At 65.1% G+C, this 16,046-nt stretch carries 12 protein-coding genes; 7 read left to right on the forward strand and 5 right to left on the reverse strand.

Annotated features, from left to right (window positions below; genetic code table 11):
- Positions 1-5: 5 nt before the first annotated feature.
- On the forward strand, positions 6-863 hold the full coding sequence (gene tcdA / locus ACP92_RS06200) for a tRNA cyclic N6-threonylcarbamoyladenosine(37) synthase TcdA (protein WP_013233261.1): 858 nt from the start codon (positions 6-8) through the stop codon (positions 861-863).
- Positions 864-875: 12 nt separating this feature from the next.
- Here the strand turns inward: tcdA and ACP92_RS06205 are convergent, their stop codons facing one another.
- Both ACP92_RS06205 and ACP92_RS06210 read right to left on the reverse strand, forming a co-directional pair.
- Positions 876-1,814, reverse strand: a complete 939-nt coding sequence (locus tag ACP92_RS06205) for a DMT family transporter (protein ID WP_013233262.1) — start codon at positions 1,812-1,814, stop codon at positions 876-878.
- A 210-nt stretch (positions 1,815-2,024) separates the two neighbouring features.
- Entirely contained in the window at positions 2,025-2,585 is a 561-nt protein-coding gene (locus tag ACP92_RS06210) for a DUF4337 domain-containing protein (RefSeq protein WP_013233263.1), read from the reverse strand.
- 549 nt (positions 2,586-3,134) lie between these two features.
- Between ACP92_RS06210 and katG the strand changes: the two genes are divergently transcribed.
- Entirely contained in the window at positions 3,135-5,381 is a 2,247-nt protein-coding gene (gene katG, locus ACP92_RS06215; protein ID WP_013233264.1) for a catalase/peroxidase HPI, read from the forward strand.
- 175 nt (positions 5,382-5,556) lie between these two features.
- On the forward strand, positions 5,557-6,135 hold the full coding sequence (locus ACP92_RS06220) for a phosphonate degradation HD-domain oxygenase (protein WP_013233265.1): 579 nt from the start codon (positions 5,557-5,559) through the stop codon (positions 6,133-6,135).
- Here ACP92_RS06220 and ACP92_RS06225 read toward each other — a convergent pair.
- From ACP92_RS06225 to ACP92_RS06235, 3 genes are all read right to left on the reverse strand, one after another.
- On the reverse strand, positions 6,123-6,890 hold the full coding sequence (locus tag ACP92_RS06225; RefSeq protein ID WP_013233266.1) for a helix-turn-helix transcriptional regulator: 768 nt from the start codon (positions 6,888-6,890) through the stop codon (positions 6,123-6,125). The two genes, ACP92_RS06220 and ACP92_RS06225, sit on opposite strands and share 13 nt — an antisense overlap.
- 43 nt (positions 6,891-6,933) lie before the next feature.
- The gene (locus ACP92_RS06230) at positions 6,934-9,057 is read right to left on the reverse strand and encodes a DNA/RNA non-specific endonuclease (protein ID WP_013233267.1); all 2,124 of its coding nucleotides are present in this window, start codon (positions 9,055-9,057) and stop codon (positions 6,934-6,936) included.
- A gap of 182 nt (positions 9,058-9,239) precedes the next feature.
- Complete coding sequence (locus tag ACP92_RS06235) at positions 9,240-10,022, reverse strand: 3-hydroxybutyrate dehydrogenase (protein WP_013233268.1); 783 nt, start codon at positions 10,020-10,022, stop codon at positions 9,240-9,242.
- A gap of 483 nt (positions 10,023-10,505) precedes the next feature.
- Between ACP92_RS06235 and ACP92_RS06240 the strand changes: the two genes are divergently transcribed.
- The 4 genes from ACP92_RS06240 (at position 10,506) to ACP92_RS06255 (ending at position 15,675) form a co-directional block, all read left to right on the forward strand.
- The gene (locus tag ACP92_RS06240; RefSeq protein WP_013233269.1) at positions 10,506-11,273 is read left to right on the forward strand and encodes a GNAT family N-acetyltransferase; all 768 of its coding nucleotides are present in this window, start codon (positions 10,506-10,508) and stop codon (positions 11,271-11,273) included.
- Entirely contained in the window at positions 11,270-12,160 is an 891-nt protein-coding gene (locus tag ACP92_RS06245; protein ID WP_013233270.1) for a UDP-2,3-diacylglucosamine diphosphatase, read from the forward strand. Before ACP92_RS06240 ends, ACP92_RS06245 begins: the two co-directional genes overlap by 4 nt.
- Positions 12,161-12,230: 70 nt before the next feature.
- Entirely contained in the window at positions 12,231-13,280 is a 1,050-nt protein-coding gene (locus ACP92_RS06250; protein WP_013233271.1) for a glycosyltransferase family 4 protein, read from the forward strand.
- 388 nt (positions 13,281-13,668) lie between these two features.
- On the forward strand, positions 13,669-15,675 hold the full coding sequence (locus tag ACP92_RS06255) for a methyl-accepting chemotaxis protein (protein WP_013233272.1): 2,007 nt from the start codon (positions 13,669-13,671) through the stop codon (positions 15,673-15,675).
- The last annotated feature ends 371 nt before the right edge of the window (positions 15,676-16,046 follow it).

A 16,046-nucleotide genomic window follows, 5' to 3' on the forward strand; every position in this document is an offset into this window, starting at 1 on the left:
CGAACATGAACGCATCCATCGACCTCAACGACATCGACTATGAACGCCGCTTCGGCGGCGTGGCCCGCCTGTACGGCGCCGCCGCCCTGCAACGCTTCCGCCAGGCGCGGGTGTGCGTGGTCGGGGTCGGGGGCGTGGGCTCGTGGATCGTCGAAGCGCTGGCGCGCAGCGCCATCGGCCACCTGACCCTGGTCGACCTGGACAACCTGGCCGAATCCAACGTCAACCGCCAGATCCATGCCTTGACGACCACCTTGGGCCAGGCCAAGGTCACGGCCCTGCATGAGCGTATCCGGCAGATCAATCCCACCTGCGTGGTCACCGAGGTGGAGGATTTCGTCGATCCCGACAATGTGGAAAAGATGCTGGGAGGCGAGCGTTTCGATTACGTCATCGACGCCATCGACAACGTCCCGGCCAAGGTCGCCATGATCGCCTGGTGCCGCAAGAACGGCATGCCCATGGTCACCATCGGCAGCGCGGGCGGGCAGATCGACCCGACCCAGATCGAGATCCGCGACCTCTGCCGCACCGAGCAGGAACCGCTCTTGGCCAAGGTGCGCAAGCGCCTGCGCGCACAGCATGGCTTCCCGCGCGGGACCAAGAACAAGTTCCATATCGACGCCGTGTTCTCCACCGAGCCGCTGCGCTTTCCGGAACTGGCCGAGGGCGAGGCCTGCGAGATCGCCCCGGCGGAAGACATAGATGTCGGCGAAGACGCTGCCGACAGCACCCAGGCCGGCGTGACCGGCCTGAACTGCGCCGGTTTCGGTTCGGCCATGGTGGTGACGGCCAGCTTCGGCCTGGTGGCCGCTGCGCACGTCCTCAAGAAACTGGCCGAGCAGGCTGCTGCCCAGCCTTGAGCAGACGCTGGTTCAGTGGCCGCCGCCCTCATCGATGCGGTGCGCCGACACGCACAGCAGCACGCTGGCGGTGACCAGCACCATGGCGGCGATCTCCAGCAGGGTGGGCCAGCGCTGTTCCCACAGGAAGCCATAGAGCAGGGCGAACAGGGTTTCGAAGAGAATCATCTGGCCGATCATGGTCAGTGGCAGCAGGCGGCTGGCCTTGTTCCAGCAGGCATTGCCAAACAGCGAGGCGCAGATCGCCACGCCAGCCGACACCGCCGCGAAATGCAGCCAGTCGTGGCCCGGATGAGGCTGCAGCATGACCGTAAAGGCCGGTACGGCCACGAACAGCGAGAGCAGGCCCGTCACCACGCCGATCAGCAGATTCCAGTCATGCGCCGAGATGTGGTGCAGGCGCGCCAGCCAGCGGCTGTTGCCCACCGCATAGGTGGTCCATGAGATGAGCGCGGCCAGCGCGCAGAAGAATCCGATCACGCTATCCCTGGCTTGGCCCGCTGCCGACACAGAGAGCGATTGCCAGGCCACGCAGGCAATCCCGGCCAGCCCCAGCGCCAGCGACGGCACCAGCTTGCGCAGCGGGACTGCGCCTTCGCCCCGGCTGCCGATGATGCTCACCGCCACCGGCAGGAAGCCGATCACCAGCGAGGTCATGGCCATGCCGCCCAGTTGCACCGCGCTGGCCAGGAAGACGTAATACACCACATTGCCCAACAGGCTCAGCCACACCAGGGCACGCCACTCGTCCCGCCCCAGGTGCGGCAGCAGCCGGCGCAGGCGCGGTGCGATCAGCACGCCAGCGAAGAGGCCGTAGGCCAGGTAGCGCCCGGCGGTGAGTTGCCAGGGCGAGAAGCTGCGGGTCAGTTCAGGTGCAAGGAACACCAGGCCCCAGGCAGCGCCAGCCAGGGCGCTGTAGAGGATGCCTTGCAAGATCATGGGGGAACTCATCGGGGAGGGCCGGACAGCACCGGTCGCAATACTGGAAAGCGCGCAGTATGCCGCAGCATGCGCGGCCCGGCTTGTTGCAGGCTACGGAAATGTTGATCGACGCTACGGCGATGCGCCCATGCCGGCGGCGCTTGTCTGGGCGCCAACAGCAACGCCGGCACTGGGCCGGCGTCGTGTCTTTCGCTGCGCCAAGGACGGCGCCAGTGCAGGTCAGATGACGGTGCCGAACAGGCCCGCACCGATGAAGGCCAGCGCGACCACGCCGATGCCCATGGAGAGATAGGCCAGCACCGCCACGCCGGTGATGATGGTGGCCGAGGCCAGGACGATGGCCACTTGCAGCATGCCGGCGGCCATTTCCATCTTCTCGTACTTTTCCATATAGGCGTGGGCTTCGTGTTCCGCCTCGCGCGCCTTGTGGGCCAGCTCCTTCTTGCCTTCGCCGGACTTCTCGTCGCTGTCGTAGTGGGCGATGGCGTCGTCGAGCTTGGCGATGGCCGCATTGACGCGCTCATCCTTGGGGTTGCCCAGCAGGGTCAGCTGGGTCTTGGCCAGCTGCGCCGCATTGCCGCGCACCGACTTGGCCTGGAAGAAGGACCACAGGTTGGCCGCTTCCTGATGCTTCAGGATGACTTCGGTCTGGTAGGACTTGGACAGGGTTTCGGTGATCGCCAGCACCAGCGCCAGGATGGCGATGAGCAGGGCGAGCTTCTTGTTGCCGGAAGCGTGGGCATGCTCGGCGTGTTCCAGGTTTTCGGTGGTTTCCGTCATGGTGCTTTGTTGTGGTGTGAGGAAATAAGGGGTGGCCGCGCTGTGGCCAGCGAGTCATCAACGATTCAGATCGCGATCGGTTGACCTGAAGCATCACCGGACTCGTATTTTCCTTCTGATGATGGAGCCCGGATATATGCCGCCCAAAAGGGAAATTGTTCCCTCCCTGCAGGAAAATTCGCATTTCCTCACAAGCCTCCCTGACGGCCTGGTGCGCCGCAACGATGCAGGCTCATCTGTATTTGTCTACACTCCTTAGGCACAAATTCTGAACAGATGAGATTGTTTTTATCGACTGCCGTTATACAAAAAGACAATCACATAATGGTTTTTGATGAATTACATTAATGGTTCTTCGCAACAATGACCGGGACGCGACGAGGCAGGCCCCGCAGCACGGCGTCATGACGCCGTAGCAGGACGCAGCCAGCATATCGTCGCGACAAGCCGGCCGCGCATCAGGGAAGACGGTGTGCGCAGCCATCAGAACATGCCCGTTTCCCGGTCCGGACATGATGACCCCCGGGTCGAACAATAGGAGAGAACGTAATGTCGAACGAAGCCAAGTGCCCCTTCAACCATACCGCCGGCAGTGGCACCAGCAACCGCGACTGGTGGCCCAAGCAGCTGCGCGTGGACCTGCTGGCCCAGCATTCCTCCAAGTCCAACCCGATGGGCGAGGATTTCGATTACGCCGAGGCCTTCAAGAGCCTGGACCTGGCGGCGGTGAAGGCCGACCTGGCCAAGGTGATGACCGATTCCCAGGACTGGTGGCCGGCCGACTTCGGCCACTACGGCCCGCTGTTCGTGCGCATGGCCTGGCACAGCGCCGGCACCTACCGCATCGGTGATGGCCGTGGCGGCGCCGGGCGCGGCCAGCAACGTTTTGCTCCCCTCAACAGCTGGCCCGACAACGTCAACCTGGACAAGGCGCGTCGCCTCTTGTGGCCGGTCAAGCAGAAATATGGCAACAAGATTTCCTGGGCCGACCTGCTGATCCTGACCGGCAACGTGGCGCTGGAAACCATGGGCTTCAAGACCTTCGGCTTCGCCGGCGGCCGTGCCGACGTGTGGGAGCCGGACCTGGACGTGTACTGGGGCACCGAGAGCACCTGGCTGGGGGGCGATGACCGCTACGGCAAGGGCAAGGGTAGCAGCAGCCAGGGTGAGATCCCGGCTGACGCCCATCGCCATGGCCAGGAGCAGGCGCGCACCGCACCGGCTGGCCGCAACCTGGAAAACCCGCTGGCCGCAGTGCAGATGGGCCTGATCTACGTGAATCCGGAAGGTCCGGAAGGCAATCCCGACCCGCTGGCCGCCGCCCATGACATCCGCGAGACCTTCGCCCGCATGGCCATGGACGATGAAGAAACCGTGGCCCTGATCGCCGGCGGCCACACCTTCGGCAAGACCCACGGCGCCGGCGACGCCAAGCATGTCGGCCGCGAACCGGAAGGCGAGGACATGGACAGCCAGGGCCTGGGCTGGAAGAGCAGCTTCGGCAGCGGCGTGGGTGGCGACACCATCAGCTCCGGCCTGGAAGTGACCTGGACCCAGACCCCGGCCCAGTGGAGCAACTACTTCTTCGAGAACCTGTTCAAGTATGAATGGGAACTGACCAAGAGCCCGGCCGGCGCCCACCAGTGGGTGGCCAAGGGCGCCGATGCGGTGATCCCGCACGCCCACGGCGGCGCACCGCTGTTGCCGACCATGCTGACCACGGACTTGTCGCTGCGCTTCGATCCGGCCTACGAAAAGATTTCGCGCCGCTTCCTGGAACATCCCGAGCAGTTCGCCGATGCGTTTGCCCGCGCCTGGTTCAAGCTGACCCATCGCGACCTCGGTCCGCGTTCGCGTTACCTCGGCCCGGAAGTCCCGGCCGAAGAACTGATCTGGCAAGACCCGCTGCCTCAGGCTGAGGGCGCCCAGATCGATGCGGCGGATGTCGCCGCGCTCAAGGCCAAGGTGCTGGGCTCGGGCCTGTCGGTGCCGGAACTGGTGGCCACTGCCTGGGCTTCGGCGTCCACCTTCCGTGGCGGCGATATGCGCGGCGGCGCCAACGGTGCACGCATCCGCCTGGCCCCGCAAAAGGATTGGGCCGCCAACCAGCCGGCGCAGCTGGCCAAGGTGCTCAAGACCCTGGAAGGCATCCAGTCCGCCTTCAACCAGGGAGGCAAGAAGGTCTCGCTGGCCGACCTGATCGTGCTGGCCGGCAGCGCCGCAGTCGAGAAGGCTGCCCAGGATGCAGGCGTGGCCGTGGCCGTGCCGTTCCGCGCTGGCCGTGTGGACGCCTCGCAAGAGCAGACCGATGCAGCGTCCTTCGCACCGCTGGAGCCCATCGTCGATGGCTTCCGCAACTTCCAGAAGCAGCGCTATGCCGTGCGTGGCGAAGACATGCTGATCGACAAGGCGCAACAGCTGACCCTGAGCGCGCCGGAAATGACGGTCCTGGTCGGCGGCCTGCGCGTGCTGGGCAACAATGTCGGCGGCAGCACCAAGGGTATGTTCACCGACCGTGTGGGTGTGTTGTCCAATGACTTCTTCGTCAACCTGCTGGACATGGCGACCGAATGGAAGTCCACCTCGCCGGCGCAGGAAGAGTTCGAAGGGCGCGACCGCAAGACGGGCGCGGTCAAGTGGGCCGGTACCCGTGTCGACCTGGTGTTCGGCTCCAATGCCGTGTTGCGCGCCCTGGCCGAAGTCTATGCCAGCGCCGATGCCAAGGAAAAGTTCGTCAAGGACTTCGTGGCGGCCTGGGTCAAGGTGATGGAGCTGGATCGCTTCGACCTGAAGTGAGCTCAGGCAGGGCTTGAAGCTTGAGTGAAGCAGTAGCAGACGGCGGACCGCGAGGTCCGCCGTTTTTGCTTGGGCGGCAGGATCGATGCCGGCTGATGTCATCGGCGTGTCACGGGACAGACGCTATAGTGGCCGGCTTGAATCCTGTCTTCATCATTGATACGCGAGGCGCTTCATGGCCCTGAGCCTGGACGATGTGGCGGTGCTGTTTGCACGGCATGGTCATACCCAATACGCCGGTGAGCCGGTCACCCAGCTGGAGCACGCGCTGCAGACGGCCTTGCTGGCCGAGCAGCAGGGCGCATCGGCCAGTCTGATCGTGGCCAGCCTGCTGCACGACCTGGGGCATATGCTGGAAGACCTGGGCGATACGCCCACGCTGTCGGGTGTGGATGACTTGCACCAGTGGCGCATCCAGCCTTTCCTGCGCGGCCTGTTCGGCGACGAGGTGCTGGCGCCCATTGCCCTGCACGTCGATGCCAAGCGCTATCTTTGCGCCACCGATCCGGGCTACTTCGGCGCCTTGTCGGCGGATTCGGTGCGCAGCCTTGCCTTGCAGGGCGGGATCTTCGACGTCGAACAGGCGGCTGCTTTCATCGACCGGCCCTATGCCCGTGACGCGGTACGTTTGCGGCGCTGGGACGACCAGGCCAAGACAGCGGGCCTGGCCACGCCGGACTATCAGCACTTTTCCCAATACTTCCGGCACTGCCTATGCCCAGCCAGTGGTGCGGCGGCAGCTCACTCCAGATAATTCTTGCGATAGGACGCCGGCGTCACGCCGCGCAGTCTGCGCATGGCGTGCGTGAGCGCGCTCTGGTCGGCGTAGCCGCAGCGCTGCGCCACCTGGGCCAGCGGCAGGGCGCTGGTGCGCAGCAGCTGGCAGGCCTGGGCCATCCTGACCTCGGCCAGCCAGGCGCGGGGCGAGCTGTCCAGCTCGGCGCGGAACCACTCATGCAGGCGGCTGGGCGAAATCGCCGCCGCCTCGGCCATCTGCGCCACGGTCCAGGGATGGGCGACCTGCGCCTCTACCTGGGCCATCATGCGGCGCAGCCGCGAGAGCGCCTGCGGGGTGCGCTGCGCCAGGGTATCGAGCAGCAGCGGCACCCAGTGCTGTAGCATAGCCGGACTGCTGCGGGCCTGCGCCAGTGAGACCGCCATGAATTCCACCAGCTTGCCCGCGGCCACCGACAAGGGCAGGAAGGGGCGTTGCGCCAGTTGTTCCAGCTGCAGCGCGTTCACCGTCGCCGGCGCCAGGTCCAGCACCAGCGAACGGTTCTCGCCGCCAGCGCGGGTGGCGTGGCGCGCCCCCGGTTCGACGAAGGCCCCGGTGGCCGCGTCGGCCCGGCCCTCGCGCCCGCCGATGTCCAGCGCCAGATGGCCCGCCAGCGGCAGGACCAGTTGCGGGAAGTCATGGCGATGCGCCAGCGATTCGTCGCGGTAGCTGCGCAGGTGCAGCTGCGCCAGGGGAGGAGCGAGGTCAGGATGCGGCAGGCTCGGCAGGGACATGGCGCAGGCAGGGCAATCGGGATGCCGCCATGATAGCCGAGTTCTACAGACGGATCTGGTCGAAGCTGGTGATCCGCTGGCGCGCCTCGCCCACCTGGGGCTGCTGGCCGGCGGCGATGGTGTCGGCTTGGCGCACCAGCTTGCCGAAGTCCAGCCCGGTCATCCGCTCCACCTCGGGGACGGCCACGCGCCAATGGTTCACCTCCACCGAGGGCAGCGCCTGCGGCGCACCCAGGCTGTGCCGACTCTCCGACAGCAGCGCCGATTGGTCCGCCACCAGGGCGACCGCCTTGAGCCCCTGCTTGCCCTTCCAGACCACGATCTTGAAGAAGGACGATGGGATCTGCACCTCGTCGGCCCACAGGTCGACCTGGTCATTGAACACCGGTCCCTGGAAGACGCACAGCCGCCCCTTGGTGCTGCTGGCCAGCACGCCGTTTTCCAGGACATAGCGTTCCAGCCCCTGCCAGTAGACCGCGCTCTGGTTGAAGCGGAAATGCTGGGGCGAGCAGTTGGTGAAATGGAAGGTATCGGCATTGGCCCGCTCGGCCTCCTCGGGCGAGCCCCAGCTGGGATCGGAACGGCGCGTCAGATGACCGCGATCGAAGTAGTTCGACCAGGCGCCGTAGAAGTCCTGTTCCAACACCGCGCCGACGGGCACGCGCGGGTCGCGGAACCAGGCGTCACCTTCGGCGCCATTGACCCGGCCACTGCCGCGATCGACCTCCAGATAGCGCGCACCATCGATATTGGTGGCGGTGAAGGCGGCCAGGCGGCGCGGCTTGAGCAGCTTGATGCTGAAGTGCTCGTACTTCAGTTCGCCGTCGCCGTGGACGGCATCCTCAGCCAGCAGGGGGACGATCTGCGCGGCCAGCGTACCGTCCGGTTGAGGCAGCGGCACCTGTACGCCGGCGATGAAGGCAGGATCGTAGCCGCTGCGCTTGCTGTAGTCCGGATCGATGCGCAGGGCTTCCTGGGCATGCGTGGGGCGGGGAGGGGAGAGCCGACGGGCCTGCGGTTGCGCGGGGACGGGAGTGGATGGCGCTGCCGGTGATGACGCCGCCGTCGCCGTTGCGCCGGCGACCCTTACCGTGATTTCCAGGGGGATCGTCAACGTGGCGGCCTGCGCGTCCACCCCGGTGCGGGCGTCCGCGCCGCTGTCATTGCCTGTGCTCATGCTGGTCTCCTCTCTCGTGTCGGAAGCGGCTGCCGACGGCCAGGCCACAGCGGTGGCTGGCGTAGCAGCAGTCTGGTAGCTGAGGGCTTCCTGCAGCAGCGGCCGGGCTGCCTCGGGCAAGGTCGGCAGACGTTGCAGCAGGTCGCGGTAGATGGCGCTGATGCGGATGCCCTCGTTGACCTTGCGCGGCGTGTCCTGCGCCGAGGCGGCGTCGCGATAGGGCTCGCCCCAGTGATGCAGGGCGACCAGTTGCCAGTCGTCATTGAAGACCGGCGAGCCGGACGAACCCTGTTCGGTATCGGTTTCATAGAGCAGCGTGTGCTCGGTGCGGGCGGTCACGGTATTGTTGCGGATGCTGATCATCTTCAGCCAGCCGCCGGGGTGCTGGATGATGTTGGCGTTCATGCCGATGACGTGCTTGTCGGGCTGGTCCGACAGGGGGCAGAAACCGAGCATGTCGGCCGTGGCCGTTCCCGACTGGCGCTCACCCAGGGCGATGAGGGCATAGTCGAGCTGGTCACTGGCGGAAAACAGGGCCAGGCGCTGCGGCGCCAGCAGGAAGCTGGTGCTCGCCCGCGGCACGCCGCGTTCGTCCAGTTCGCGCAGGAAGCTCACGCGCGTGCCCCGCGCCGCAGCCAGGTCGGCGATCACGTGCTGGTTGGTCAGGAACAGGCGGGGACTGACCATGAAGCCGGTGGCGACCTCATTGACCTGGCCGCTGCTGACTTCGACATAGGCCACGGCGCGCGCCACCGCCGCGCCTTGCGCCAGGAAGCTGGCCCGCAGGAAATCCTCGGTATCGCCGATGATGGACTCAGGGCCGCCGCGCGCCCCCAGGTTGCGTTGCCGCAGGGCATAGGCGCGGGCGCGTTCGCTGTCGGGCTCGGCAGTGCGCCACTGGCCGCAGGCGACCAGCTCGCGCACACGCTGGCGCTGGCTGGCCGTGTCGGCTACGCAGGCGCGGAAATCCTTCAGGGCTCGCTCATCCATTTCGTCTCCAGAGACCGGCTTGGGGCGGGATGACCTTATGCCCTTCATATGACATCGGCATGACGTGAAGACGTCAATTTGTCGCCAAATGTAAGCGCAGGTGAGAGCACAAAAAAAGCCGCCCCGGTCTGCACCGGGGCGGCTGTACGCGTTGCGACTATGGTTGTCGCAGCGGGCGCGGCTTACTGCATATGCCAGCCGTGGCTGACCACCACCGACTGGCCGGTCAGAGCATTGGTCGGGAAGGCCGCCAGGAAGACGGCGGTTTGGGCCACGTCCTGGGTGGTGGTGAATTCGCCATCGACGGTGTCCTTGAGCATGATCTTCTTGATCACGTCTTCTTCGCTGATACCGAATTCCTTGGCCTGCTCGGGAATCTGCTTTTCCACCAGCGGGGTGCGGACGAAGCCGGGGCAGATGACATTGGTGCGGATCTTGTCCTTGGCGCCTTCCTTGGCCACCGTCTTGGCCAGGCCCAGCAAGCCATGCTTGGCCGTGACATAGGGAGCCTTCAGCGGCGAGGCCAGGTGCGAGTGGACCGAGCCCATGTAGATGATGGAGCCGCCGCGGCCCTGCTTGATCATGGCCTTCATGGCCGCGCGGGTGGTCAGGAAGGCGCCGTCCAGGTGGATCGCCAGCATCTTGCGCCAGTTCTCCAGCGACAGTTCGGCCACCGGGCTGATGATCTGAATGCCGGCATTGCTGATCATGATGTCCAGCCCGCCGTAGGTGTTGACCGCATCGGCCACACCCTTGTCGACCTGGGTTTCATCGGTGACGTTCATGGCCACGGCCATGGCGGTGCCGCCTTCCTTGACGATTTCCTCGGCGGTGGCCTTGGCGGCTTCCAGGGCCAGGTCGGCGATGACGACCTTGGCGCCCTGGCGGGCGTACTCGACGGCGATTTCCTTGCCGATGCCGCTGGCCGAACCGGTGATGAGAGCGACTTTATCCTTGAGTAGCATGATCTTCCTTTATTTTCGTTTGACGGACATTGCAAAGCGTAGCCGCCACCCCTGCTAGCGCTTCTTGCGCTTGGTCAAGGGTGGCGGCCATCGATCCATGGTTCGATGAAACCCTCATCGAAAGATTCCTCGGGGTGCTGGCCCCGCTTTCCTGTACTCGTGCAACGCCGTATCTCCTGATGGAGCGTCTCCGGGCGTGGCTTTGTCACGCCATTGTAACGCTGGGGCGCAGGTTGTTGCTGCGTCGCCAAAGTGACGGTAAAGGTCATGTTCGTGAAACATTCACTGGTTAGTCTGTGCAGCGTTATCCGGGGACATGGCCGTTTCCCGCGTTCCGGCGAGCAAGGTCTCGATTTGTTTCGGGGACGGCCCAGTTTTGAAGGAGAGCACAAGACAGGTCGGCAAGGTCCGGGGTAGCGTTTCCTGGCCGTGCCTGACGCCAACTGGCCGGCTCCTTCACTAAACCACCATAAAGGACCATGCATGAGACTGCTTACCATTCCTGCCGATGCCAACCCGAGTTTTTCCAAGCTGAGCTTGAGCCTCGCGAGCACCCCGGAAGAAGTGCGCGAAGTGCAGCGCCTGCGCTACAAGGTCTTCATCGAAGCGATGAACCTGTCGGCGCTGGCCAACCCGGAAGGCCTGGACAAGGATGAGTTCGACGACTACTGCGACCACCTGATCGTACGCGACAGCAAGACCCTCTCGGTGGTCGGCACCTATCGCGTGTTGAGCCCGCACGGCGCGCGCCGCATGGGCAAGTTCTACTCGGAACAGGAATTCGATCTCTCGCGCCTGGACAACATCCGCGGCGTCATCGCCGAAGCCGGCCGCGCCTGCATCCATCCCGACTACCGCAGCGGCGGCGTGATCATGATGCTGTGGGCCGGCCTGGCCGCCTACATGCGCAAGGAGCGCTGCGAATACCTGATGGGCTGCGCCAGCGTGAGCCTGGCCGATGGCGGCCACAACGCCGCCGCCCTGTACCACGCCTTCCGCGAAAAGAACATGGCGCCGCCCGACTACCGCGTCGCGCCGCTCTTGCCCTTCCCGCTGGAAGACCGCCAGACCGGCGTCGAACCGCAGATCCCGCCGCTGTTGCGCGGCTACCTGCGCAGCGGCGCCTGGGTGTGCGGCGAGCCGGCCTGGGATCCTGATTTCCACTCGGCCGACTTCTTCCTGCTGCTGCCGCTCTCCAAGCTCGACAGCCGCTACGCCCGCCACTACCTCAAGGATTCGAGGACTGCATGAAGCCACGCGAACAGTTCATGGAAAAAGCCCAGGGGCTGTTCGCCGACCTGGGCCCCGACCAAGACGCCGGTGACGAGGAAGCCAAGCGCGATCCGCTGCGCTTTCGCACCATCTGGATTTCCGATATCCACCTGGGCACCACCGGCTGCCAGGCCGAGCGCCTGCTCGAATTCCTGCGCGCCACCGAGTCCGATACGCTCTACCTGGTGGGCGACATCATCGACGGCTGGCAATTGAAGCGTCGCTGGTACTGGGACCAGTCCCACAACAACGTGGTGCAGACCGTGCTGAAGAAGGCCAAGAAGGGCACCAACGTCATCTTCGTGCCCGGCAACCACGATGAAGTGATCCGCCAGTTCATCGACCTCGACTTCGGCGGCATCAAGATCCGTGACGAGCTGGTGCACGTCACCGCAGAAGGCAAGCGCATGCTGGTGCTGCACGGCGACCGCTTCGACGGGGTGATCGCCTGCGCCAAGTGGCTGGCCTATGTGGGCGACACGCTCTACACCATGATCCTGAAGTTCAACCAGTGGTTCAACAGCTGGCGCGCCCGTGCCGGCCTGCCTTACTGGTCGCTGTCGCAGTACCTGAAGTCCAAGGTCAAGAACGCAGTGAACTACATCAGCTCCTTCGAGGATGCGCTGGCCGATGAGGCGCGCAAGAAGGGCCTGGACGGCGTCATCTGCGGCCACATCCACAAGGCTGAAATCCGCGACATCGGCGGCGTCACCTACTGCAACGACGGCGACTGGGTCGAGAGCCTGTCGGCCCTGGTGGAAGAACCCAGCGGGCAGTTGCGGCTGGTCTCCTGGCAGGAAATCATGCAGCTCAAGCGCGCCGGCAAGGAAGCCCGCACGGCCGCCCGCGAACTGGCCACGGCCTGAGCGCGATCAGGCCGGGCCAGGCCCGGCCGGCGGCGCAACCGTTTTATGTTTTATATCGTTTAAATTATTTATGCGCATTGCCATCATCAGCGACGCGGGCGAACCGCAAGTCAACGGCGTGGTCAACACGCTGCGCTCCACAGTGCGCTGCCTGCGTGCGCTGGGGCACGAAGTGTTGCTGCTGTCGCCGCGCGACTTCCGCACCTTTGCCTGCCCGACCTATCCGGAAATCCGGCTGGCCTACCAGCCCTATGCGCGCATCGCGTCGGCGCTGGAGAGCTTCCAGCCCGACTGCATCCACATTGCCACCGAAGGCCCCATGGGATTGGCGGCGCGGCGCTATTGCCTGCGCCGCAAGCTCAGCTTCACCACCGCCTATCACACCCGCTTCCCGGAATACCTGGCCGCGCGCAAGCTCTTGCCCAAGGCGCTGACCTACCGGCTGCTGCGCTGGTTCCATGGCCGCTCCGAAGCCATCATGGTGCCCACGCCGGCGATGAAGACGGCGCTGGAAGAGCAGGGCTTCAACAAGGTCGTGCTGTGGGGGCGCGGCGTGGATACCACGCACTTCCGTCCGGCCGTGGAAGACCACGCCTGCATCGACCGGCCGCTGTTCCTCTACGTGGGACGGGTGGCGGTGGAAAAGAACATCGAAGCCTTCCTCAAGCTAGACCTGCCCGGCACCAAGTGGGTCGTCGGCGACGGCCCGCAACTGGAAGAGCTGACCCAGCGTTATCCGGAGGTGCGCTTCCTCGGCGCCAAAGGGCAGGACGAACTGCCGGCCTACTACAACTGCGCCGACGTGTTCGTCTTTCCCAGCAAGACCGATACCTTCGGCCTGGTGCTGCTGGAGGCCATGGCCTGCGGCGTGCCGGTGGCGGCCTATCCGGTGGAAGGGCCGATCGACGTGGTCGACAATGGCGTCTCGGGCATCCTGCGTCACGATCTCCGCCAGGCTTGCCTGCAGGCGCTGACGCTGGATCGCCAGGCCGTCCACGCGCACGCACGTAGCCGTTCGTGGGAATCCGCTACCCAGCAGTTCCTGCAGCACCTGCATCTGGCGCGGCGTCCGGTGGCCGACAAGACTGCCGTCATCAAGCCACTGCGCGAGACGCACTGATACCTCCCCAGCCCCAAACGGCTGCGGCGGGTGTTCCGCTTTACACCAGCTCTGCAATGAGCGCATCGATGAAGGCCTTCCCGTTGCCGGGAGGGCCTTTGCTGATCCTGCGCATCTTTCCCGGCGATGCTTGAGCTTTCCTGAGCTTTACTGACCTTTACTGACAGAGGTCATACCATCTCCAGTTTCCCCGTTGGGCGGGACGCGCCCATGGCATCATCCGCATCCGTCGCCACTGCCGCCGGGTCGGTGGCGAAGTAATGGAATGGATTTTGCTAAACCTCAAAAGCAGCACTGATCACAGCACCTATAGTTGTGAATGCGCGCCGGGGGGGGGCGTTGCCATCAACGTCGGCAGAGACAGTAACAACCATAAGGGGGAATCATCATGGGGCAATTGTTGGCCAATCTGAAACTGTGGCAAAAGTTTGCCTTGCTGGGACTATTGGGCCTGGTGTTGTTCGGCGTGCCGACGACCTTGTACTTCAACAGCACCGAGCGGGTCATCCGCTTCAAACAGCAGGAAATCGCCGGCGTCGAACCGGTGCGCCGATTGCTGCGCAGCGTGCAGCTCATGCAGCAGCATCGCGGCATGTCGGCCGTCATGCTCAATGGCGCGGCCGACATGGCCGGCCCGCGCCAGGCCAAGGCTGCCGAGGTCGACCAGGCGTTGGCGGCGCTGGCAGGGGCGCTGGAAGAAGTCGGGCGTGACGACACCCGCATCCCGGTGCTGTTCAAGAATCAGCTGGCCGCCTGGACCAAGGTGCGCGACGCCGTAGCGAGCCGCTCGATCACACCGCCCGAGAGCTTTGCCGCCCATAGCGCGGCGATCGCGGCGCTGTTCGATCTCAACGAGCGCCTGCTGGACTACTACCACTACACCATCGATCCCGACTTCGACAGCACCCAGCTCATCAATGCCGCCTTCATCGCCATGCCGGCGCTGACCGAAGACCTGGGCCGGGCGCGCGCCCGTGGCGCCAGCCTCTTGCTCAAGAAGGAACTGAAGCTGGAAGAGCGGCTGGAACTGGTGGCCATGCTCGAACGCGCGCAGGAGCGTCTCAGTTCGGCGCGCAAGTCCTTCGCCAAGGGCGTGGCCGCCAATGCCGAGATCGGCGTCAAGCTGGGCAGCACCTTCGAGAAGGCCGATCGCCTGGGCAACGAGGTCATGAAACTCACGCGTGAACAGGTGCTGCTGCCGCAGGAGCTGAGCTTCCCGCCGGACGCCTACTTCAAACAATTCACCCTGGCCATCGATGAACAGTTCAAGGCCATCGGCGAAGTCACGGAAGTGCTGGCCGGCCAGCTGGATACGCAGAACGCCGCCCTGCGCCGCGAACAGCTCACGGTGCTGGGCGCCATCTTCGCGCTGGCCTTGCTGGTGGCCTGGCTGGGCGTGATGATCACCCGCTCGGTGACCCAGCCCATCCTTGCTTCGGTGGCCATGGCCGGTCGCGTGGCTGACTACGACCTCACCGCGCGCAGCGTGGCGCAAGGCCGCGACGAATCGGCCCAGCTGCTGGGTTCGCTCAACGCCATGACGGCCAGCCTGGGCGGGATCGTGGGCCGCGTGCGCACCAGTATCGAAGTGATCCAGCACGCCTCGCGCGAGATCGCTACCGGCAACGCCGATCTGTCGCGCCGTACCGAATCGCAGGCGTCCAGCCTCGAAGAGACCGCCAGCGCCATGGAAGAGCTGACCTCGACGGTGCAGAACAATGCCGAGAACGCCCGTCAGGCCGACCAGCTGGCAGGCTCGGCGTCGCGCCTGGCCGAGCGTGGCGGCGAGGTGGTCAGCAACGTGGTGCAGACCATGGACGAGATCAAGACCAGTTCGCGGCGCATCGTCGATATCATCAGCGTCATCGATGGCATCGCCTTCCAGACCAACATCCTGGCCCTGAACGCCGCCGTGGAAGCGGCCCGTGCCGGCGAGCAGGGGCGCGGTTTCGCGGTGGTCGCCTCGGAGGTGCGCTCGCTGGCCCAGCGCAGCGCCAGTGCGGCCAAGGAAATCAAGGAGCTCATCAGTGATTCGGTCGACAAGGTCGACGCCGGTGGCCGCCTGGTCGATGAGGCCGGCATGACCATGGGCGAGATCGTCAATTCGGTCCGCCAGGTGGCCGGCATCATGAGCGAGATCACCCAGGCCAGCCAGGAGCAGAGCACCGGCATCGGCCAGGTCAACGACGCCATCACCCAGATGGAAGCCATCACCCAGCAGAACGCCGCGCTGGTGGAAGAGGCCGCCGCGGCCGCCGAAAGCCTGCAGCAGCAGGCCGAGATGCTGTGGGATGAGGTTGGCGTCTTCAAGACCGAGGGCGCCGCCGGCGGCGCACCCGATGGCTTGCCGCCTGTTGCCCCCCGCTCTGCTGCACTGAGGCTGGCGCCCGCCTGATGCCCTGATGCACCGCGCTGGTGAGTGTGGCGCGACGTTGGCGATGCTCCCCCCGGCCTGTCCGCCGGGGTGTTTTCCCTGGTGGTGCAGCAGGTCATCGACACGCCCCGAAACGGGGCGTGGTCATTTTCTTAAGTATGCAAAACAAACATGAGTGCATGCCCACAAAGCATTGGCTCGCCCGCGCTCCGCTCTTCTAATATGCGCCACGCCCGCTTGCGCTGAGCATCCGATTGCGGCTCCGGCAAGGCAGACGACTGCAAGTACCCTGCGCCGGCAAGCTGGACCAGAACAACAATAGACAAGTCGGAGAAGCGCCTGTGGCCCGCATCGGATGGGGATCCTGTGCAGGGTGCTTGCCTTTGCTGCGG

Source organism: Herbaspirillum seropedicae (assembly GCF_001040945.1).
Taxonomy (GTDB): Bacteria; Pseudomonadota; Gammaproteobacteria; order Burkholderiales; family Burkholderiaceae_D; genus Herbaspirillum; species Herbaspirillum seropedicae.